Raw genomic sequence first — 20,706 nt, 5'->3', positions numbered from 1 at the left:
ATTATGGCACTTCAAAAGTGTAAACCAACTTCTGCGGGTCGTCGTCACGTCGTTAAAGTGGTTAACCCTGATCTGCACAAGGGTAAGCCTTACGCTCCGCTATTAGAGAAAAACTCTAAATCAGGTGGTCGTAACAACAACGGTCGTATCACGGTTCGTCACATCGGTGGTGGTCACAAGCAACACTACCGTTTAATCGACTTTAAACGCACCAAAGATGGCATCCCAGCTAAAGTTGAGCGTCTAGAGTACGATCCTAACCGTAGCGCAAACATCGCTCTTGTATTATATGCAGACGGTGAGCGTCGTTACATCATCGCACCTAAAGGTGTTCAAGCGGGTGATGCAATCCAGTCTGGTGTTGATGCACCAATCAAAGCTGGTAACGCAATGCCTATGCGTAACATCCCAGTAGGTACAACGGTACACAATGTTGAGCTTAAGCCTGGTAAAGGTGCTCAGATTGCCCGTTCTGCTGGTGCATATGTACAGATCCTAGCGCGTGAAGGCCAGTACGTGACTCTACGTCTACGTTCAGGCGAAATGCGTAAAGTTGAAGCGGATTGTCGCGCAACTATCGGTGAAGTAGGTAACGCTGAACACATGCTACGTTCACTAGGTAAAGCTGGTGCAACTCGCTGGCGTGGTGTTCGTCCTACAGTTCGTGGTGTTGCCATGAACCCGGTAGACCACCCACACGGTGGTGGTGAAGGTCGTACATCTGGTGGTCGTCACCCTGTGTCTCCATGGGGTAAGCCGACTAAAGGTGCTAAGACACGTAAGAACAAGCGTACTGATAAATTTATCGTACGTCGTCGTACTAAGTAATAGTTGAGGAATTGCCATGCCACGTTCTCTCAAGAAGGGTCCATTCATTGACCTACACTTGCTGAAGAAGGTAGAGAAGGCGTTGGAAAGCGGTGACAAGAAGCCTATCAAGACTTGGAGCCGTCGTTCAATGATCATCCCTAACATGATCGGATTGACCATCGCTGTCCATAATGGTCGTCAGCACGTACCTGTATTCGTTACAGACGAAATGATCGGTCACAAACTAGGTGAATTTGCACCTACACGTACTTACCGCGGTCACGCTGCGGATAAGAAAGCTAAAAAGCGTTAATCGGAGGGTATGATGGAAGCATTAGCTAAACACAAATTCGCCTCTGGTTCGGCGCAAAAAGCACGTCTAGTTGCAGATCAGATCCGCGGACTTCCGGTTGATCGCGCGCTAGAAATCCTAGCGTACAGCCCAAAGAAAGCGGCTGTATTAGTTAAGAAAGTACTTGAGTCTGCTATCGCTAACGCGGAGCACAACGAAGGTGCTGACATTGATGAGCTTAAAGTGGCTAAAGTATTTGTAGACGAAGGTCCTACAATGAAACGTATTATGCCACGTGCTAAAGGACGCGCTGACCGCATCCTTAAGCGTTCAAGCCACATCACTGTTGTGGTTTCAGATAGCTAGGAGATATAAGTAATGGGACAAAAAGTTCATCCTACTGGTATTCGCCTAGGTATCTCTAAACCTTGGGTTTCTACCTGGTACGCGAATTCAAAAGATTTCTCTGAGCAGCTTTTTGGTGATCACAAAGTGCGTCAATACCTTACTAAGGAATTGAAAAACGCTTCTGTGTCTAAAATCGTTATTGAGCGTCCAGCTAAATCTATCCGTGTAACAATTCACACAGCTCGTCCTGGTGTTGTTATCGGTAAAAAAGGTGAAGATGTTGAAAAGCTTCGCCACGCTGTAACTAAGCTTGCTGGTGTACCTGCGCAAATCAACATCGCAGAAGTACGTAAGCCAGAGCTTGATGCACAACTAGTTGCTGACGGTATCTCTTCACAGCTAGAGCGTCGTGTAATGTTCCGTCGTGCTATGAAGCGCGCGGTACAGAACGCAATGCGTCTGGGTGCAAAGGGTATCAAAGTTGAAGTTAGCGGCCGTCTTGGCGGTGCTGAAATCGCACGTTCTGAGTGGTACCGTGAAGGTCGTGTACCTCTACACACTCTACGTGCTGACATCGACTACGCAACTTCTGAAGCTTTGACCACTTACGGTATCATCGGTGTTAAAGTTTGGATCTTCAAAGGCGAAGTTATCGGTGGTCTTCCACTGAAACAAGAAGCTGAGAAGCCAGCCAAGCGCGCTCCGAAGAAAGCTAAAAAAAGTGCTAAGTAAGAGGTAGCGACTAATGTTACAGCCAAAACGTACAAAATTCCGTAAAGTGCACAAAGGCCGCAACCGTGGTCTTGCAACTAGCGGTAATAAAGTTAGCTTCGGTTCTTTCGGCTTGAAAGCGACTGGCCGTGGCCGTATGACTGCTCGTCAAATCGAAGCAGCTCGTCGTGCTATGACACGTCACATCAAGCGTCAAGGTAAAATCTGGATCCGTGTGTTCCCAGATAAGCCAATTACAGAAAAGCCGCTTGAAGTTCGTATGGGTAAAGGTAAAGGTTCTGTTGAATACTGGGTTGCTGAAATTCAGCCTGGTAAAGTACTTTACGAGATGGAAGGTGTTTCAGAAGAGCTTGCTCGCGAAGCATTCAACCTAGCTGCTCGTAAATTACCTTTCAAAACCACTTTTGTAACTCGGACGGTAATGTAAATGAAAGCTAGCGAACTTAAAGACAAAAGCGTAGAAGAGCTAAATGCTGAACTTCTAGAGCTTCTGCGTGAGCAGTTCAACCTGCGCATGCAAGCGAGCACTGGTCAGCTGGCTCAGACTCACGAGCTGAAAAAAGTACGTCGCAATATTGCGCGTGTTAAAACGGTTATCAACCAGAAGGCAGGTGCATAATGAGCGATAAGATCCGTACTCTTCAAGGTCGTGTAGTTAGCGACAAAATGGACAAGTCAATCGTTGTTGCTATCGAGCGTCAGGTTAAGCACCCGATCTACGGTAAATTCATCAAGCGTACAACTAAGTTGCACGCACACGATGAGAGCAACACTGCGCAAGCAGGTGATACTGTGACTATCCGTGAATGTGCGCCGATTTCTAAGAAAAAATCTTGGACTTTGGTAGACGTTCTGGTTCGTCCTAAGAAAGCTTAATTTTTATTAATTAAGTTTGTCTTGAAAGCCCCGGCCTTTGGTCGGGGCTTTTGCGTTTGGGGCGCTCAGTACATGTAAAGAATCGCCTGAATAGGGCGACACTCCGTGAATGTGCGCCGATTTCTAAGAAAAAATCTTGGACTTTGGTAGACGTTCTCGTTCGTCCTGAGAAAGCTTAATTTTAGTTTCTAACTAAATTAAACTTTTGAAAAGCCCCAGCCTTTTGGCTGGGGCTTTTGCGTTTGGGGCACTCAGAATGTTCAAAAGGGTTTGCTGTATGGCGCGACACTCCGTGAATGTGCGTCACCACCAAAACCCCTAAGAAAACATCCTGGACTTTGGTAGACGTTCTGGCTCGTCCTAAGAAAGCTTAATTTTTATTAATTAAGTTTGTCTTGAAAGCCCCGACCTTTGGTCGGGGCTTTTGCGTTTGGGGCGCTCAGTACATGTAAAGAGTCGTCTGAATAGGGCGACACTCCGTGAATGTGCGTCACCACCAAAATCCCTAAGAAAAAATCTTGGACTTTGGTAGACGTTCTGGTTTGTCCTGAGAAAGCTTAATTTTAGTTTCTAACTAAATTAAACTTTTGAAAAGCCCCGGCCTTTTGGCTGGGGCTTTTGCGTTTAAGGCGCTTAGAATATGGAAAGCGTCGTCTGAATAAAGCGATGCTCCATGATGTGCGTCACCGCCAAAATCCCTAAGAAAACATCCTGGACTTTGGTAGGAAGCTAGTTTCACCCATTGACACTTGGTTGGCTTTTGTTTTTATTGCTATACTCTGGAGTACCCATTTTAGTTACTGATTCATAACTTAAGCACTAAAGGAGTAAGTATCATTCTCACCATTCGCCGGCCTACCGAGCTTCAGAACAATCTAAGTAAACATTGAACTGAATTGTTGATAAGGAATTTGGAGCTTCTATGCTAACAAAATACAGTACTGAACTGGTAAGTTTAATATTGATTGGACTGTACCTGATTCTGATTGGTTCATCTTCCGTGCTAATGTCGCTGTGGATAATATCAGTGCCATTATTTCTTCTTGTTATTAACCTGATCAATCATTATCAGGAGTCTCGTATCAGTTTTCGCCAGCAAATGGTGAATGGGATTGTTCATTTTTTGATGTTATTGACAACATTAGGGTTTTATTTCGATATAGGCCAGATTGCTACCGGGAGTTCAACGTCTGCTTTATTGCTCGTCGTTTTGCCTCTGTATTGTGTGGCTGCTGCAACTTTTGCGGTAGGGATTCATTGGCTAAATAGCCGTTTTGTGAGCAGCCACTAGAAAATAAGAGGATTGTCTGTGGAGCAAGGTGACTGCACAAAATCCAGTGCTCACTTAATGTTCATATTTAACTGAATGAGACTTTTAAAAAGCCCCTGCCTTTGGTCGGGGTTTTTGCGTTTGGGGCGCTCAGAACATGTAAAGGGTCGTCTGAATAAAGCGATGCTCCATGAATGTGCCTCACCACCAACCCCCCCTAAGAAAACACCTTGGACTTTGGTAGACGTTTTGGTCTGTTATCAGTGGCCAATCAAGACCGAGTAATGTTATTAAAACCAGTAGGTTAAAACCTCTAATCTGAGCTTTTGAGCGTACTTGTTGCAATATGGTCCGCAAACTTTGTCAATCAGAGCAATACTCTACTATATTGTTTTTATAGAAAATATTTTGATTTCAGCAAGGTAATTTATGAAGCTCAAGCAACTCTTGGTACTTTCCCTGATTACAGCAACGATATTACCTCTGCTGATCGTTACCCTTGTTTTCGCGACCACGATCAGCACCTTTTTAACTGAGAAGGTTGAGCAGTCCGAAATACCCACCGTACTCAAACAAATAAAATATGCGGTTGAGCTTGATATCTATTCGTCCATTGCGCCATCAAGAGCGCTGGCAAAGAGCGAGTTTATCAAAGCCTGGATGGCGAATGGGGAAGCCCCAGCCGACCTTGGCATGATCGTTCGGGAGCTGGGCTCAGTAAAGCGTGTGAACAATAGCAATACTGCGTTTATTGTTTCTGCTGTTAGCAGGAATTACTACACACCCGCGGGTATTGTAAGGAAAGTGGAGGCTGATAAAGAGCCGTGGCTGGATATTTTTATCAATTCCGGTGCTGAATATGAAATTTCGATTGATGTAGACAAGTCGTCCACCGAAGCGACCGCTTTTATTAATTATGTCATTGAAGACAAAGGCCGCAGAGTTGGTTTGGCGGGAGTAGGTCAGTCTCTGGGCGCCATGACGGAGTTGATAAGCTCATATAAAATTGGTGAATCTGGTATCGTCTTTTTAGTGGACGCCGACAACACGATCCAAATCCACCCTGACAGATCCGCCGTGGGTAGCAAGGTTAACATTGCGGCTCTGGCAGGCAATGTGGTGACGGATGAAGTCAATGACAGGGCCGTCGTGCGCTCGGCAATAAAGCTGGACTCATTAGACTGGTATGTGGTTGTGGAAATCCCTGAGGAGGAAATGTTCTCAGCAATCCATACTGCAATTATGACAAACATTGTAATTGGCTTTGTGATTGCTGTGATAGGTCTGTTTGGTGCAAACCTACTTGCGAATCGGATATTTAAGCCAATAGAAGTGATCTCAGATGCGGTAACAGAACTGTCTGGTAAAGGCGGGGATCTCACTGCGCGCCTGAGAGTTGAGCAAAACAATGAAGTGGGCTCTCTTGGAAAACAGATTGATATCTTTTTGGATCAATTGCACGAGATGTTTAAAAGCGTATCTGAGACGGCAAAGCATGTCGAAGGCACGGCCGCTGAGGTATATCAGAATGTAAAGCATGTCCATGGCCTCTCTGAACAACAATCATCCAGTACAGACTCGGTCGCGGCAGCGGTTGAGCAGATGAATATGACGGTCTCTGATATATCAAATAACGCGCAGGACGCTTCAAAAGTGGCGTCGGATACCGAAGGCAATGCCCAGGTAAGCCTCAAGATTGTTTCAGATACCATAGGGCATATGGCTGAGCTGGAGTCGATAATGCGTAATTCTGTGCTCTCTGTTAATCAACTATCAAAAGAAATTGAATCAATCTCAGGAGTCCTGGAGGTGATCAGAGGGGTTTCTGAGCAAACCAACCTGTTAGCCCTCAATGCGGCTATAGAGGCGGCACGGGCGGGTGAACAGGGGCGTGGTTTTGCGGTAGTAGCAGATGAAGTACGTAATCTGGCGAAGCGGACCGCAGAGTCGACGGAAGAAATCAATGGCATGATCAACTCCCTGAATGCCACTGCAACCGAAACAGTGAACACCATCACGCATGGCAGTGACGGGACCCACAAAACATCTCAGCTCTTATCCGAATGTGGTAAATCGTTGAGAGAGATCTCTGAGCACATAGTCAGGCTATCAGAAATGAATATTCAAATAGCCACAGCAACTAAAGAGCAATCAGCAGCAACCAGAGATATCAGCCAGAATGTCACGGTTATCTCAGATACGGCTAGGCAGACAAAAACGGCTATGGAACAGACCTATCAGTTTTGCAATGACTTAGATAGTGAGGCTAAGTCCCTCTCAGGCACTATAGGTAAGTTCAGACTGTAGAGAAAAAGTGGCTGCGCAGCATTGTGCTACTCCAGCCATTATTATGCTCAAATCACTCGTGAAAACCGGGTGTTTTTGAGCTGTTGCTGCAGGTAGGCATCAAAGCACATGCAAATGATACGAATAAACAGGTTGCCTCTGGCCGTGACTTCTATGCGTTGCTCGCTAAGCTCAACCAACCCATCGTCTGCCAGTGGCTGGAGCGCAATCAGGGCATCTGCGAAATAGTCGTCAAAGTCGATGTCATATTCCGAGGAAAAGGTCACTTTATCGAGTTCAAAGTGACAGATCAGCTGTTTGATGGCCGCAGCGCGAATTTCATCGTCCCGGGTGAGTTGCACGCCCTTATGAATGGCGCTCTGGCGCTCAGTCACGGTCTGATAGTAAGGTTTCAGGTCTTTTTCATTCTGTAAAATGGCATTGCCAATCTGTGATATGGACGACACGCCCAGACCGAGCAAGTCACAGTTACCATGGGTGGTGTAGCCCTGGAAGTTGCGGTGCAGGTGATTATGTCTCTGTGCAACGGCCAGTTCGTCATCGGTTTTTGCAAAATGGTCCATGCCAATAAACTGATAACCTGCGGCGGTCATCTGTTCCAGCGTTTGCTTAAAGATAGCCAGCTTTTCTTTTGGTCCCGGCATATCGGCATCTTTCAGCTTGCGCTGGGCGGCGAATCTGTCTGGCAGGTGGGCATAGTTAAATACCGACACCCGATCAGGGCCTAACTCAATCAGCTGCGCTATGGTGTCACGATAGGACTCGACGCTCTGATGAGGCAGGCCGTAGATCATGTCCATATTAATAGACTTAAACCCCAGTTCGCGGGCCTGTTTCAGTAGTGTCAGTACTTCTTCAATCTGTTGCGGGCGATTGACTGCGGCCTGTACCTGATCGTTAAAATCCTGCACCCCGAATGACACCCGATTAAAGCCGAGCGCTTTCAGTGCTGGCAGCATGTCTTCGGCCAGTGATCTGGGATCGATTTCAATGCCGCGCTGGGCAGTTGGTGTGAAGGTGAAGTGCTGCTCCAGCATGGTGACCAGGCGTGTCATTTGCGCTGTGGTCAGAAAGGTGGGGGTGCCGCCCCCCAGGTGCAATTGCTCAACCTGATACGCTTTAAAGAGCGGTGCCTGAGCGGCTATCTCCAATTCCAGATGGTCGAGGTATACGTCGGCCTTGGACTGATGTCGGGTAATAATCTTATTACAGCCACAGTAATAGCAAAGCTGGTGACAGAATGGGATATGAATATACAACGACAGTGCACGGGTGTCTGAGTGTGCGATGGCATCAACCAGATCGGCCTGAGTATAACCCGATTCAAGTGACAGGGCTGTTGGATAGGATGTATATCTGGGGCCTGAGATATTGTATTTGTTGATAAGGGAGTCATCCCACTGAGGTAATTTAATCACGATCGCACTCTCTTTGCTATTGAGAAGATTAGTGTAAGCAAAGTTGTGCTTTGGGGCGTTGATCTAAAGCAAAAGGAAGGGCTGGTGATGGCGCTCACTGCCCCATCTTGTCAGACCCTACAGCCTAAATTGGTCCACCAGGGTGTTCAGTTCACGGGCAATGTGGCTCAGCGCCTTGGCGTCCTGAGACACTTGCTGTGCCCCTTGCGCTGTTTCTGCGGCACTCTCACTGACATGGGTGACACTTTCAGATATTTGCATTGAGACCGTATTCTGCTCCTCTGATGCGCTGGCAATTTGTAAATTCATTTCGCGGATGGTGCTGATTGAGCCGCAAATTGCTTGTAACGTTGCGCCGGCGTGTTCGGTTTGCTCCGCGGAGTTCTCCGCATGGTCAACATTGCGCTGCATATGCTCTACTGAACGTTTTGCCTCGTTTTGTAAGCGCGAGATCATCGCCTGGATCTCTTCGGTACTTTGCTGCGTACGGCTGGCCAGACTGCGCACTTCATCGGCCACCACGGCAAAGCCCCGGCCTTGCTCGCCAGCCCGCGCGGCTTCGATTGCCGCATTGAGTGCCAGCAGGTTGGTTTGGTCTGCAATACTGCGGATCACATCCAAAATGGAGCCGACCGACTCCGTCTCGTTTTCTAACTGGGTAATGGCCTCGCTGACTTGTTGAATACTGCCCACCAGTTCACTCATGGCTTCACGGGACGTTTGTACCACCTGGATCCCGCTCTGGGATTGCTGATCAGCTTCTGTGGCTGCGTCGGCAGCCAGTTGCGCGCTCTGCGTGATCTCCTGTACGGTCGCACTCATTTGTTGCATCGCTGTGGCACTTTGGGTCAGTTGATCTTGCTGTTGATCGGTCTCACTTTTGGTTTTCTCAGTGATTGAAATCATTGCACCGGTCGTATCATTTAATGTGATGGTAGCAGATTTGATTTTACTCACTATGTCCCGCAATGTGGTTGTCATTTCGGACATCGCCCGATATATGCCTGTGGTATTCGAGGTCGCAAATTGGTAACTGAGATCGCCTTTAGCGATGGCTTTGGCCAGAGCCTCTATTTCTCTTGGCTCGCCGCCTATGGGCTCGCGTAGTAAGTTGCTGACATACCAGCTCAGGAACGCGCCTGCGAACACCACCAAAACCGACACTGTAGTAACCAGCATGACCGCCTGCTCACTGGTGCTTTGCGCTTGAGGGCCGAGCTCGTCCTGACGGGCTTTAACATCCAGTTTAATCTCTTCCAGTGTATTAGCTACCTGGGGGCCAATGACATTGAGTTTTTGTGAGATTAATTGGTTACGCTGCAATATGGTCTGGTTCACGGCTTTGACGGCAGTAATGTAATCGAGTTTGTGCTGTAAGAACTCAACAAGCATGCCCTGCACCGGTTGCCAAGCAAATGCTCCGGCCTGTTCGTCCAGCAGAGCTGCCAGTTGGCTAAATTCCTCAATGGCGCGTTGGTAATCCTTGTCTGTGTTTGTCACTAGAAATTTGACCACGTATAAACGGCCGAGCAACAGCGTTTCTTGCAACCGGGCCGCTGCGAACAAGGCTTCATTATTGTTTTGTTGATGTGCATTGTTGATCACGTCGCTGAGTATGGTGCGCATTTGTACGCCTTTGACATCTAGCTGGTTGGTTACTATGTCATTGCGTTTAGCGTATAATTGGACAATTTGCTCGAATGCTCGCCGATATTCTTCAATGTCGCTCGCACTGCTATTGAGTTGGCTTTGGTAACTGGTATCCGAGATACTTGCCTGGGCCTGATCCATGAGTTCCTTGAGCAAATCAAAACGCTCATTAAATTCATTAATGTTGGTTGTGCTCTGCTCTTTCAGGTATTTGAGTGCATTGAGGCGCACCATCAGTAAATTCGCCTGCAGACGGCCGCTTAAATTGGCATTGCGTGCCAATGTACGATATTCGACGAAGTTGTTATAACCGGTATTAAGCCCAAGGTAGGCAGAGATAGAAATCACCGTCATCAGAGCGATGAGGGCGCCAAATGAGTACGCAAGCATCTGCGCCAGTTTGAGGTTTTTAAACATAATTAAGCACGATATTGCAAAGAGTCACCCTATAAGTGATCGTCTGCAACAGTGCATTAGTCAAGTTTTGGCAATGGGTGAGTCGTGATAGAAGCGGGCAAAAAGGTGCTAGCCCGGCATTCGGGCTAGCGACGTATTACTACAGTTTGAACTGATTTACGGTATTGTTCAGGGCTTTAGCCAGACTGTTCAAATCTCGGGCCTCATCTGCCAGTAAATGGGCATGGTTGGCAGTACTGTTCACCAGATCGTTAATGGCATTAAGGCTGTTATTAATGTCTTCGGCCACGACGGTTTGTTCTTCCGTTGAGGTCGCAATCTGATGACTTTGATCTTGTACCGTACTAACCGACTCCGTGATATTACGCAGTGCGTCCAGCACTTCCTGAGTTTGTCCAACGGAGCCTTCGGCTCGCTCCTGACCTTGTTGCATCATGACCGAAGCCTGCTGAGCAATCTGTTGCAGGCGTGAGATCATATTGCGGATATCGTCGGTCGACTCTTGTGTACGACTTGCCAGACTGCGAACTTCGTCAGCAACCACCGCGAAACCACGGCCCTGTTCACCAGCACGAGCAGCCTCAATGGCGGCGTTTAAGGCAAGCAGGTTGGTCTGCTCTGCAATGCCATTGATAACATCAATCACGGCGCCAATGTTACTGGTTTCCTGCTCCAGGCCGGCCACAACTTTGGCTGCTTCTCCGATGTGGCTGGCAAGCTCGGTCATCACTTCCTGTGCCTGGCCAGAACGGGAAGCACCATCATTGGTCATGCTCTGTACCAGATCCGCTGCACGATTGGTTTCATGGGCATTGCGGGAAATCTCCGTCACCGTGGCAGCCATTTCTGTCACTGCGGCGCTGACACTGTCAACTTGCTCTTTCTCTTGCTGGATCTCGTTGTTGGTGTTGGTAGAGACGTCTTGCAATTGCGCAGCGGCACCGCTGAGTTGTTGTGCCTGTGCAGCCGTGTCCAGCATCATGCTGCGCAGCTTGTCGATAAAGGTGTTCATATGATGCGCCAGCTGGCCGACTTCATCCTGGCTGTTGATGTCGATACGACGGGTCAGGTCACCTTCACCAGAGGCGATATCACGCATGGTATTGGTCAGCGTTGTGATCGGCGCTGCAATCATTTGCGTTGCCCATAATATCATCGCAACAATAATGGCGAGAATGATGATCACGGCTGTGACGGTACTCATTACTGCATCGTTAACTGGCTCTTCAATCAGACTAACAGGAATAAGAATGCCCAAATGCCAGTCGAGGATAGGTTTATCCAGCTTCACATTGTTGAAGACCACATAGTAGTCAACACCTTTTAAGGTGACCTTAGCTGCTCCGGCGCCTTCTGAACGCATCGCGCGATTAAGCTCTGCAAAACCTTGCGTATCGGCAAACTGTCTCTCCAGTGCTTCCAGACCTTCTTTGCCATTTGGGCCCTCATCGGTGATAGACAGCTGATGACCTGTCCGTTTGGACAGGTGGACGACTTTATAGTTGTGGTCTAGTAAGAAGCCGTAGCCCTGACCATCGAACTGGATCTGCTCGACCAGCTCACTGATTTTATTAATTTGCAGATCTACGCCACCCACGGCAACGAGTTCGCGTTGTGCATTATAGACCGGCTGCTGCACCACCGCTGAGACTGCACCGGTATTAATATCAACTGATACCGCACCAACATATAACCCGCCGTGGCTTAACGCGTCCTGCCACCACGGACGTTTATATGAGTAATAAGGACGGCCGTCAGCATAATTTGACGTACGTTCGTTTTCTTTGAAATATTCGCCTGTTTTTGCTGATGCCATAAAGGCCGAGAGGATATTCTCATCACTGGCCGAGATACGAATAAAATCCTGATTTACTTCCTGATATCCCAGATCTGCGCTGAGTGGTTTTTCGCGCTCGGTATATTCATTGAACCAGTTCACATTATGCGGATTGGTCACGAAAGTTTCTACAATTGCACCATATCGGGTAAAGAAAGACTCCATTGACAGTTTTTCAGCATACAAATGGCTTTGGGCTTCACGCTCAATGCCTTCTCTGGAGAGGTGTGCAATGTGGTTAACAAAATACCCAGACGCAACAACCAGCAAAATGGAGATGGTACCACCAATTAACAGGAGGATTTTTTTTCGAAGAGATAAATTTACTAACATGCGTTTTTCTTTTTCTTGGGATCAGGCAAGCTTTAATCAAACCATATCTCACCCCAGAAGGCTACAATTTACGGCGATTGATTGATAACACTTGGCGAAAAATCTTTACATCAATAATCGGCAATGGGGACAGATACTTTAACTTTTAGCAATAAATCAGCCGTTTTTCTTACTTACTGTGTTGAGCCATGGTATTGCCACTGTGGTGTTGGCTGGTGCATCATGCAGGCAACGCTCAAAATCACAGGAAAAAGACATGTTCAATAGACTCGTTGTAGCTGGCGCTGGCTGGCTGGGTATGCCGACGGCACAGGCTGCTGCTCGCGCTGGCTGGCAAGTGCAGGCAACCCGCCGACAGCCACATGATGATGCGTTATCGAGACAGCTGGTACATAATGGTGACGCCCTGATCCATGATGTGTCATTGCAACAGGCGTTCTGGCTGTGCGCCATGCCGCCGGGGGCACGTCGCGAGGACAGTAATTATTTGCTTACACTCGAAGCGACACTGGCTTTGGCGAGTGAACTCGACATGCAGGGGTTCTTGCTGTGCTCCAGTACCGGCGTTTATGCTGAGGCAGATGGTGTGTATACCGAGCGTGGTGCACTGGCAGCGATGGACTCTCAGCGCCAGCGTATTTTACAACAGGCTGAACAGCTGGTGTTAGAGCGTGGCGGAAAAGTTCTGAGATTAGCGGGGTTAGTCGGGCCTGGGCGAGAGCCCGGACAGTTTATTGCCGGGAAAGCGCTGCGCAGTGCCAGTCAGGAGCGTGTCAATATGGTCCACCGGGATGATGTGGTTTCAGCCATCATGACGGTACTCACAAACTGGCCCAAGGCTCAGTCAGTGTACAATGTGTGCGCGCCCGAGCACCCTGTCAAGCAAACCTACTATCAGGCGCACTGCGAGCGCTCAGGCACAACCCCACCGAGTTTTGCCAGTGATGGCAGTAAAGAGCGGATCATTGACGGCGCCATGATTGGCGAACTGGGGTTCACCTATCAGCATACCATCTGACCCTGTTTACTTTTTAAATGTCAGATGACCACCCAGACGGTACTTACTGCCCGGTGAGATGAGTCGGGCAAAGCTGACAATACCTCCTTGCGACCAGGTTCTGCGGATCAGTTGCAGGCAGGGCTCTTCATGAAACATATTTAACCACTGACAAATGTCGGGCCCGGGCATGATCGCCTCAACGGTGTGGCGAGCCTCCGTAAGCGGTGCAATCTGTATCAGATATTCGTGTGGCGTGATCTGAGTGAAATCTTGTTGCAGATAGTCCGGCGCCAGCTGAGGGTTGACGAAGCGCTCCTCAACCTGCAAAGGCTGTTCATTATCATGGTGTACCAGCACGCTACGGTAGACCTGACTGTCCATGTCGACACCCAGTGCAATGGCGATGGGGGCAATGGCTGCGATGGACTCCAATGACAGCACAACACAGGTGTAATTGCCTCCACGCTCTTTTACCTCATCGGCGATGTTACGGATCTCCAGTAGGGAAGATTGTGACTTAAACTTAGCAACAAAGGTGCCCAAACCCTGGCTGCGGGTGAGTATGCCTGCATCGGTCAGTTCACTGAGCGCGCGCCTGGCGGTCATACGGCTGACTCTGAATTGTGCCGACAGCGCATTTTCTGAGGGAACCTGCTGATCCTCTTGCCAGGTACCACTGCGGATCTGGGCAATAATATGTTGTTTTATCTGAGCGAATTTAGGTTGCGTTGTCACAGTCTCGTGCCATGGTTAGTAAAGGAAAGTCTACTCTGCGTTAGAGAGAGTAAACATAGTCAGCTAATAAACATGGCACACCTCTATTGTATATACAAGTATTCTTGCTACACTCAAATCAGCAATTTAGTGATGAGGATTTGAGTGGTGATGGAAGTAGATTTAGTGGTTCTGGATGTCAATCTGGCAACGATGGACCCGGATATTGAGCGCCCTTATGGGGCGATTGAAAATGGCGCCATCATGGTCAAAGATGGTGTGATCTGCTGGCTTGGCGAGCAGGCTCAGTTACCAGAATTTGATGCGGTATCAACACCCACCATTTCAGCAAAGGGCGCCTGGATGACACCAGGCCTGATAGACTGCCACACCCATATTTTATTTGCCGGCTCACGGGCTCAAGAATTTGAACAACGCCTCAATGGTGTGTCATATCAAGAAATCGCGCAGCAGGGGGGCGGCATTGCGACCACCATGAAAGCCACCCGTGCGGCGGATCATGAACAGTTGTTTGTGGTTGGTAAAGAGCGACTTAATGCACTGCTCAGAGAAGGGGTGACCACAGTTGAGAGTAAATCCGGGTATGGCCTGGATTGCGAAAGCGAAATCAAGCTGCTTGAAGTCAACCGCATGCTTGATGAACACCACCCTGTCAGTGTACAAAGCACTTTTCTGGGGGCGCATGCATTACCACCGGAATATCGGGATGACGCCGATGGCTACATTGAACTGGTTTGCGAGCAAATGCTGCCGCAGGTCGCTGAGCGTTCGCTGGCTGATGCGGTCGACGCATTTTGTGAAAATGTTGGTTTCAGTAATGAACAAACACGTCGCGTGTTTGCCAAAGCCACTGAGCTGGGCATCAAAGTGAAATGTCATGCCGAGCAGCTGTCCAATCAGCATGGCACTGAGCTGGTAGCGGAATTTAACGGCCTGTCTGCGGATCATATTGAGTACCTTGATGAAGCGGGCGTTAAAGCGATGGCCAAAGCGGGGACTGTGGGCGTGGTATTACCGGGGGCTTTTTATTTCCTGCGTGAAACACAGTTACCACCGATTGATCTGATGCGTCAGCATAATGTCCCGATTGCGCTTGCCAGTGATTTCAACCCGGGCACTGCGCCATTATGTTCTTTACGTCTTATGTTGAACATGGCATGTACCTTGTTCCGTATGACGCCTGAAGAAGCTCTGCTCGGTGTCACTCGCCATGGAGCGAAGGCATTGGGGCTGTCAGATCGTGGGAGTCTGAAAGTGGGTATGCGCGCTGATATGGTGCTGTGGCAGGTCGGCCACCCGGCTGAACTGAGCTATCAGTTTGGCGTAAATGATCTGTTAAATACCTGGATTTCGGGTAAACTTGTGCAATAGTATGAATTTCGCAATGGTCTGTCGATGACAAAAAGTGCGCTGCTAAAACATGGTAATATAAGTATGACCTTGCTTCTGGTCCTGTTCGCTCCGGTGGTGTCGGCAGCTACCTTCTGGCAAGTCTCAGGCCCACAGTCACCTTTGCTGGTGGCGTTTGTAGCCGGGACCTTACTCAGTGCCAGTGTTGCAGCCATTATCGTCAGTCAGCAGCCATTGCACCGGTTATTGTATGCCACTACAACCGCAGTGGTGTTGGCATACCTCGCCAATACGACACACTATTTTTCTTACCTGCTGGCACCGCTGCTGGTGTTACATGTCTGGCTGGCGCTGCGATCAGAACAGCTGAGATTTCAGGTGGTCACCTGTCTCAGTGCCTGTGGCGCCGCATTGGCATTGGCTGGCGTACTTTATTGGCAGCTAACACCGGGTTTACTGGTCGCCGCTTTATTACCGATGTTTCTGGCCGAACTGATGTTAGCAAGAATGCCTCAGGTGCAGGTGCAACAGGCTGGTACCGAGGAGGGTAAAACGGCTGACATTCTGGAGCTGCCCGACAGGGCTGGCTTTCGCAGTGCGTTTTATGACTTCCGGCAGCGAGACCCCAGTGCGGCTATGTTAGTCATGATCCGCCTTGAAGGATTTCAACAGGTGAATTTTCACCTTGGCCGGGAGTTTGGCGATCTGTTACTGGCTCAGTCGGCCAACCGTATAAAGCAACATTTACAGCATCCTGATGTGATGCCAGTGCCGTTGGGTAATGATGTATCCCGGCTGGCACATTTAGGCGGCCTGCACTTTGTATTTGTCTGTAGTCTGGTTAATCAGCACCACCTGCATGAGCAGATGATCAACGAAATCATTGAAAGCACGCTGAAGCCGTTCAATGTGGGTAACTGCACGATAGAGGTTAAGGCACGTGCCAGCTATGTGAATTGTGACGAAGAACAGGGACAATTCGAAAACCTGTTAACCTGCGCATTTTTAGCACTGGATAGTCAGCCTGACAGCGCCATCGCACCTTATCAGCAACAAATGCAAATCAATCGACTGGAGCAGCAGGCTCGTCTGGCCGAGCTGGCTCATATTGACTTCAGAAAAGAACTGGAGCTGTATTTTCAACCTGTTGTGCGCAATGAAGACGGTGATATTGAATTTCTTGAGTTGCTGTTGCGTTGGCAACATCCCAAACAGGGAATTCTGGCAGCGGGCAAGTTCATTGAGGACATTCGCATCGCTGGGCTGGCATTACCCGTTGCACAGTATGTGATTGAGCGCGCAGCTGAGATTGCGTTAGCGCTGCGTGTGGAAGGTATTTCAATGCCACTGAGTTTGAATCTGTTTGGTCCGGAAATGTTGCATGAAGAATTCATAGAGTTTATTGATCACGTTCTGCTGGAGCATCAGTTAAAGCCAGGGGATCTCATTATTGAATGTCCTTCCAGTTTATTTACCAGCCTTGACCCTCAGGGTATCGCGATGGTGTCTCGGTTACGTTCAATAGGAATACGCCTGTGTATTGACAGTTTTGGTGAAACGCCGGTTACTTTGTCGAAGCTACCTCAGCTGACAGTTGATTATGTCAAACTGGGCCGCTCACTCACTCTTGACCATGGCAATCAGGGGTCGTTTAAAAGTGTCGTGCGTGGCATTGTTGAAATGCAACAGATCCAGGCATGTAAAGTGATCTGTGAAGGCGTTGAGTCACCAGAGCAACTCCAGTTTGTGAAAAGTCTGAATACCTTTGCTGCGCAGGGCTATTATTTTGCCAGACCTTTGAGTAGTGTTGGGATGATCAGCTGGCTGAAGCAATGGCGCTGGGAGCATCCGGAAGATGCATCTGTTTCGCCTCAGCCAGATTCACATTAAACGTCTGACTTGCGTGCCTGTAAGTAGCTACAAACCAGAGAGGCCAAAACCTGACCTGCATCACTGATCCCTTGCTGTAGTCCTTGAGGGTGGTGTTCAGGTGCAGCTTCGCATAAGTGCAGATAACGGACATTATCCTGACTGGCGGCCAGATGGACAAAATGCTCGGCGTCATTGACCGTAAACCCACAGTTTGTGTAGGCGCTAACTGGCATGCCAGAGATGGCATCGACATCGACCTCGACGCCCAGTGGTGCACGTTCGGCAAAGCGACGCAGTCCGGTATTACAGGCTTCAGTCAGGGATAGTTTTCGGCGCACCAGGATATCCTGGTAACTGCTGTAACTGAATCCGGCCTTATCTAATGCACTGATAATGGTATGGTTGTTTTTCTGTTCATGCATTCCGACAACATGATAATCCGCCAGATAACCTTGTTTATAAGCATAGCTAAAGCCGTTACCTGAGTGGCGTCCCTCAAGCGCACGAAAGTCAGCATGCGGGTCAAAGTTAATGGCATGACACGCTTGCTGTGTACTTTGCGCCAGTGCCTGCAATATACCAAAACAGTTGTTGTGGCCACCACCAATCACTATGGGCGTGAGTCCGGCATCAAAGATGGCTTTCATCACAACGCTGACACGCTCATCTAGCTCAGCATTTAAGGTACGTAATTGCGCGAGTTGCTGCGCATCTCGGTTGTCCAGATCAGCGCCTTGCTGTTGCAAGTCGTCACATCTGACTTCCCCTAGCAGTAAGACATCATCCGGAGCCAGAAAACGGTTGCAGGGTAAGTTCAGAAAACGCTGTAAAAATGCCTGCCACCCCAGGTGCGCACCACCCCGGCCACAGTTTGCCCGGGGACCTAAATCTTCGTTGATGGCAATCAACACATACTTAATGCCGAATTGCGCCGCATCGCGCAGAGCCTGAGTTAGGTCCTCTTTGGGTTGCAGGAATGACAGGGTTTGCCAAAAGCGTTGCTCATTTTCTCGGGTGTGACTAAACGCGGTGATGTCCGCTTCGCTGTAGATATGAAGCCAGTGGTTACTCATAATATTGGTCGATCAATGGGGTTAAACAGGGCAAAGGCAGGCTTTGCCCGAATGAATTAATAAAAGGCTATGCTATTCGCTCTGCTCGTCGTCGACTTCCAGCAGTAGCTCTTCCGCAGAAATAATAATGCCCGTTGCATCGGCATACAGGAAATCATCGTCGTAAAAAGATACGCCAGCGAAGTTCACGGGGATGCCTTGTTCACCACTGCCATGGCTGTCGGCTGCGACAGGGATGGATGCAATGGCCTGAATTCCGATGTCGCACTCTTCCAGTTCTTCAACGTGCCGAACTGCGCCATAGACGATAATACCCTGCCAGTTATTCTCGATTGCCAGCTCAGCAAGCTCGATATCAATGAGTGCGCGACGCGTGGAGCCCCCGCCATCAATTAAAAGTATCTGGCCAGTGCCATCTTGCTGTAGTGTCTGGTTAATCAGCTCATTATTCTCAAAGCACTTAAGCGTTTTAATACGACCACTAAAGGCGCTTTGACCCCCAAAATTGATAAACATTGGCTCCAATACATCAACGGCATCGGCAAAATGGTCACATAAGTCGGAAGTGCTGTAATCCATACGGGCGTCCTCGAAAATAACTGAATTCAGAGCCCAGTATACTCCCATTACGTAGGTGCGCAATGCTTTGAATCAACATACATAATTGTGTCACAAAAATGTCGTGGCAGTGTTATTTAGCTCTTCTATGCTGAAATTGTGAACAAATGTAAGCATGAACTATGAAAACACAGATCATTAAACTCGATACGGCGCTGTATTTCGCCCTTTATAAACCCGAGTGTAAGCCCTGGTTCAAAATGGTGATGTTGGCACTGTCAAAAAGCGGAAACGGTGGACTATATGTGATCCTTGGCATCCTGAGTGCGCTGTTTATGGGGGAGGTGGGCCAGCAGTTTGCACTCTGTGCTGTGGTCGCATTTGCCATTGAGCGGCCACTTTACCTTTACCTGAAAAACCGTATCGCACGGATCCGGCCCTGTGATTGCCTTGCTGTTAAGGCCATGCTTACACCAAGTGATAAATTTAGCATGCCCTCCGGACATAGTGCCGGTGCCTGGTTATACGCCACGTGTCTGATGGAGCCTTTTCCTGCACTGGCTTTGCCATTGATGATTTGGGCGTCCGGAGTGTCTTTGTCGAGAATTGTGGTTGGTGTGCACTATCCAATTGATGTCATTCTGGGCGCGATTATAGGTAGCGGTTGTGCTTTGCTGGCAATAGGAGTTGTAGGGGAATTATGAAGATTTTATATGGCGTACAAGGGACTGGCAACGGCCATATCACTCGTGCACGGGTGATGGCAGAATGTTTTACCCGATTGGGGATCGACGTTGACTATGTATTCTCTGGTCGACCAGACGAGCGCTATTTTGATATGTCGGTGTTCGGTGAATATCAAACCCGGCGCGGGATCAGCTTTGCGACTAAGCATGGTCGATTAAATTATCAGGGCACGCTCCAGCAGTTGCGACTCGGTCGCTTCGTCAAAGATGTTCGGGCGTTTGATATGCGCGGCTACGATATGGTCTTTAACGACTTTGAGCCGGTGACCGCCTGGGCGGCACGAAGGGCAAAAGTCCCTGTGGTTGCAATGAGTCATCAAAGTGCCTTTTTATCACCCAATGTGCCTTTATTCGGTGGTAATTTTTTACTGCGCTCACTCATTCGCTGGTTTGCGCCGGCTGATATTCATCTTGGTGTGCACTGGCAACCCTTTGCAGAAAACATAGTACCCCCCTTTATTCCGTATCAGCCTGGTGACTTTGGTAATCAGTCGGTTGCCAATAAAGTGCTGGTCTATCTGCCATTTGAAGACTTGTCTCACATTGTTGAGCTGCTAAAAGACTTTCCGGACAAGGAATTTTATTGCTACCACCCGGATGCACACAACACCTCTATTAACCATATCCATCTGCGCTCGCCCTCGCGCGACGGCTTTATCTGTGATCTGGCCAATGCGTCCGGCGTTGTGGCAAATGCCGGGTTTGAGCTGTCCAGTGAAGCACTGAAGTTTGGTAAAAAATTGCTGTTAAAGCCTTTACAGGGACAATTTGAGCAGCAAAGCAATGCGATGACATTACAATCACTGGGGCTGGCCCAGGTAATGAATTATCTTAATTCCGAAGCCCTCGATGAGTGGCTCGAATCTCCTGCGGGGCAACAGATCAATTTCCCAAGTGATGCAACACCGTTGGCGTTGTGGCTAACCAAGGGACAATGGGGCAATGTCAGTGAGCTACATGACACGCTCTGGCAAACTGTGCTCAATAAAGCATCAAGGGCTGCTTAATTAATGCGCAAATAGTAATAAAGTCGTGCAAAATTGATAAATAGTGCGCGGCGATGCTGACGGAATAATCTATAC

The 20,706-nt window shown here is 48.7% G+C and carries 20 protein-coding genes; 14 read left to right on the top strand and 6 right to left on the bottom strand.

Annotation, left to right across the window (positions count from 1 at the left end; translation table 11 throughout):
- Nucleotides 1-3: 3 nt before the first annotated feature.
- From rplB to NH568_RS15975, 9 genes are all read left to right on the top strand, one after another.
- On the top strand, nucleotides 4-828 hold the full coding sequence (gene rplB / locus NH568_RS16015) for a 50S ribosomal protein L2 (protein WP_054016992.1): 825 nt from the start codon (nucleotides 4-6) through the stop codon (nucleotides 826-828).
- Nucleotides 829-844: 16 nt separating this feature from the next.
- Nucleotides 845-1,123 (top strand): 30S ribosomal protein S19, encoded by a 279-nt coding sequence (rpsS, locus tag NH568_RS16010; RefSeq protein WP_010367084.1) that lies wholly within the window; start codon nucleotides 845-847, stop codon nucleotides 1,121-1,123.
- Between the two features lie 12 nt (nucleotides 1,124-1,135).
- Nucleotides 1,136-1,468, top strand: a complete 333-nt coding sequence (gene rplV, locus NH568_RS16005; protein ID WP_010386167.1) for a 50S ribosomal protein L22 — start codon at nucleotides 1,136-1,138, stop codon at nucleotides 1,466-1,468.
- A gap of 12 nt (nucleotides 1,469-1,480) precedes the next feature.
- The gene (gene rpsC, locus NH568_RS16000; RefSeq protein WP_010386168.1) at nucleotides 1,481-2,182 is read left to right on the top strand and encodes a 30S ribosomal protein S3; all 702 of its coding nucleotides are present in this window, start codon (nucleotides 1,481-1,483) and stop codon (nucleotides 2,180-2,182) included.
- 13 nt (nucleotides 2,183-2,195) lie between these two features.
- Entirely contained in the window at nucleotides 2,196-2,609 is a 414-nt protein-coding gene (rplP, locus tag NH568_RS15995; protein WP_049863781.1) for a 50S ribosomal protein L16, read from the top strand.
- Nucleotides 2,610-2,801 (top strand): 50S ribosomal protein L29, encoded by a 192-nt coding sequence (rpmC, locus tag NH568_RS15990; protein ID WP_010376372.1) that lies wholly within the window; start codon nucleotides 2,610-2,612, stop codon nucleotides 2,799-2,801.
- Complete coding sequence (gene rpsQ / locus NH568_RS15985) at nucleotides 2,801-3,058, top strand: 30S ribosomal protein S17 (protein WP_049863782.1); 258 nt, start codon at nucleotides 2,801-2,803, stop codon at nucleotides 3,056-3,058. The genes rpmC and rpsQ overlap by 1 nt, the downstream gene beginning before the upstream one ends.
- Before the next feature lie 922 nt (nucleotides 3,059-3,980).
- The gene (locus NH568_RS15980; RefSeq protein ID WP_253048730.1) at nucleotides 3,981-4,349 is read left to right on the top strand and encodes a hypothetical protein; all 369 of its coding nucleotides are present in this window, start codon (nucleotides 3,981-3,983) and stop codon (nucleotides 4,347-4,349) included.
- 408 nt (nucleotides 4,350-4,757) lie between these two features.
- On the top strand, nucleotides 4,758-6,635 hold the full coding sequence (locus NH568_RS15975; protein ID WP_253048728.1) for a methyl-accepting chemotaxis protein: 1,878 nt from the start codon (nucleotides 4,758-4,760) through the stop codon (nucleotides 6,633-6,635).
- A 47-nt stretch (nucleotides 6,636-6,682) separates the two neighbouring features.
- On the opposite strand, the gene hemN is transcribed toward NH568_RS15975, so the two are convergent.
- From hemN to NH568_RS15960, 3 genes are all read right to left on the bottom strand, one after another.
- Nucleotides 6,683-8,053: an oxygen-independent coproporphyrinogen III oxidase gene (gene hemN, locus NH568_RS15970; RefSeq protein ID WP_253048726.1), complete on the bottom strand. Its 1,371-nt coding sequence runs from the start codon at nucleotides 8,051-8,053 to the stop codon at nucleotides 6,683-6,685.
- Nucleotides 8,054-8,170: 117 nt separating this feature from the next.
- Entirely contained in the window at nucleotides 8,171-10,120 is a 1,950-nt protein-coding gene (locus NH568_RS15965; RefSeq protein WP_253048724.1) for a methyl-accepting chemotaxis protein, read from the bottom strand.
- 139 nt (nucleotides 10,121-10,259) lie between these two features.
- Nucleotides 10,260-12,290, bottom strand: a complete 2,031-nt coding sequence (locus NH568_RS15960) for a methyl-accepting chemotaxis protein (protein ID WP_253048723.1) — start codon at nucleotides 12,288-12,290, stop codon at nucleotides 10,260-10,262.
- 256 nt (nucleotides 12,291-12,546) lie between these two features.
- On the opposite strand from NH568_RS15960, the gene NH568_RS15955 reads away from it, so the two are divergent.
- The gene (locus tag NH568_RS15955; RefSeq protein WP_253048722.1) at nucleotides 12,547-13,308 is read left to right on the top strand and encodes an NADP-binding protein; all 762 of its coding nucleotides are present in this window, start codon (nucleotides 12,547-12,549) and stop codon (nucleotides 13,306-13,308) included.
- Between the two features lie 6 nt (nucleotides 13,309-13,314).
- On the opposite strand, the gene hutC is transcribed toward NH568_RS15955, so the two are convergent.
- Nucleotides 13,315-14,025, bottom strand: coding sequence for a histidine utilization repressor (hutC, locus tag NH568_RS15950; RefSeq protein ID WP_138551796.1), 711 nt, complete (start codon nucleotides 14,023-14,025; stop codon nucleotides 13,315-13,317).
- 150 nt (nucleotides 14,026-14,175) lie between these two features.
- On the opposite strand from hutC, the gene hutI reads away from it, so the two are divergent.
- Together hutI and NH568_RS15940 are read left to right on the top strand one after the other, a co-directional pair.
- Nucleotides 14,176-15,396, top strand: a complete 1,221-nt coding sequence (hutI, locus tag NH568_RS15945; protein ID WP_253048720.1) for an imidazolonepropionase — start codon at nucleotides 14,176-14,178, stop codon at nucleotides 15,394-15,396.
- 24 nt (nucleotides 15,397-15,420) lie between these two features.
- Nucleotides 15,421-17,265, top strand: a complete 1,845-nt coding sequence (locus NH568_RS15940; protein WP_253048718.1) for a GGDEF domain-containing phosphodiesterase — start codon at nucleotides 15,421-15,423, stop codon at nucleotides 17,263-17,265.
- Here NH568_RS15940 and NH568_RS15935 read toward each other — a convergent pair.
- The gene (locus NH568_RS15935) at nucleotides 17,262-18,320 is read right to left on the bottom strand and encodes a formimidoylglutamase (protein ID WP_253048716.1); all 1,059 of its coding nucleotides are present in this window, start codon (nucleotides 18,318-18,320) and stop codon (nucleotides 17,262-17,264) included. The genes NH568_RS15940 and NH568_RS15935 overlap by 4 nt on opposite strands.
- Nucleotides 18,321-18,392: 72 nt before the next feature.
- Entirely contained in the window at nucleotides 18,393-18,899 is a 507-nt protein-coding gene (gene rraA / locus NH568_RS15930) for a ribonuclease E activity regulator RraA (RefSeq protein WP_253048714.1), read from the bottom strand.
- A gap of 161 nt (nucleotides 18,900-19,060) precedes the next feature.
- Here rraA and NH568_RS15925 point away from each other — a divergent pair, with 161 nt between their 5' ends.
- On the top strand, nucleotides 19,061-19,582 hold the full coding sequence (locus NH568_RS15925) for a phosphatase PAP2 family protein (RefSeq protein ID WP_138545863.1): 522 nt from the start codon (nucleotides 19,061-19,063) through the stop codon (nucleotides 19,580-19,582).
- On the top strand, nucleotides 19,579-20,631 hold the full coding sequence (locus tag NH568_RS15920) for an MJ1255/VC2487 family glycosyltransferase (protein ID WP_253048712.1): 1,053 nt from the start codon (nucleotides 19,579-19,581) through the stop codon (nucleotides 20,629-20,631). The genes NH568_RS15925 and NH568_RS15920 overlap by 4 nt, the downstream gene beginning before the upstream one ends.
- The last annotated feature ends 75 nt before the right edge of the window (nucleotides 20,632-20,706 follow it).

This window comes from Pseudoalteromonas sp. XMcav2-N (genome assembly GCF_024124545.1).
Classification (GTDB): domain Bacteria; phylum Pseudomonadota; class Gammaproteobacteria; order Enterobacterales; family Alteromonadaceae; genus Pseudoalteromonas.
The sequence above is the reverse complement of the archived record's forward strand: the minus strand, read 5'-3'. Positions and strand labels throughout refer to the sequence as shown.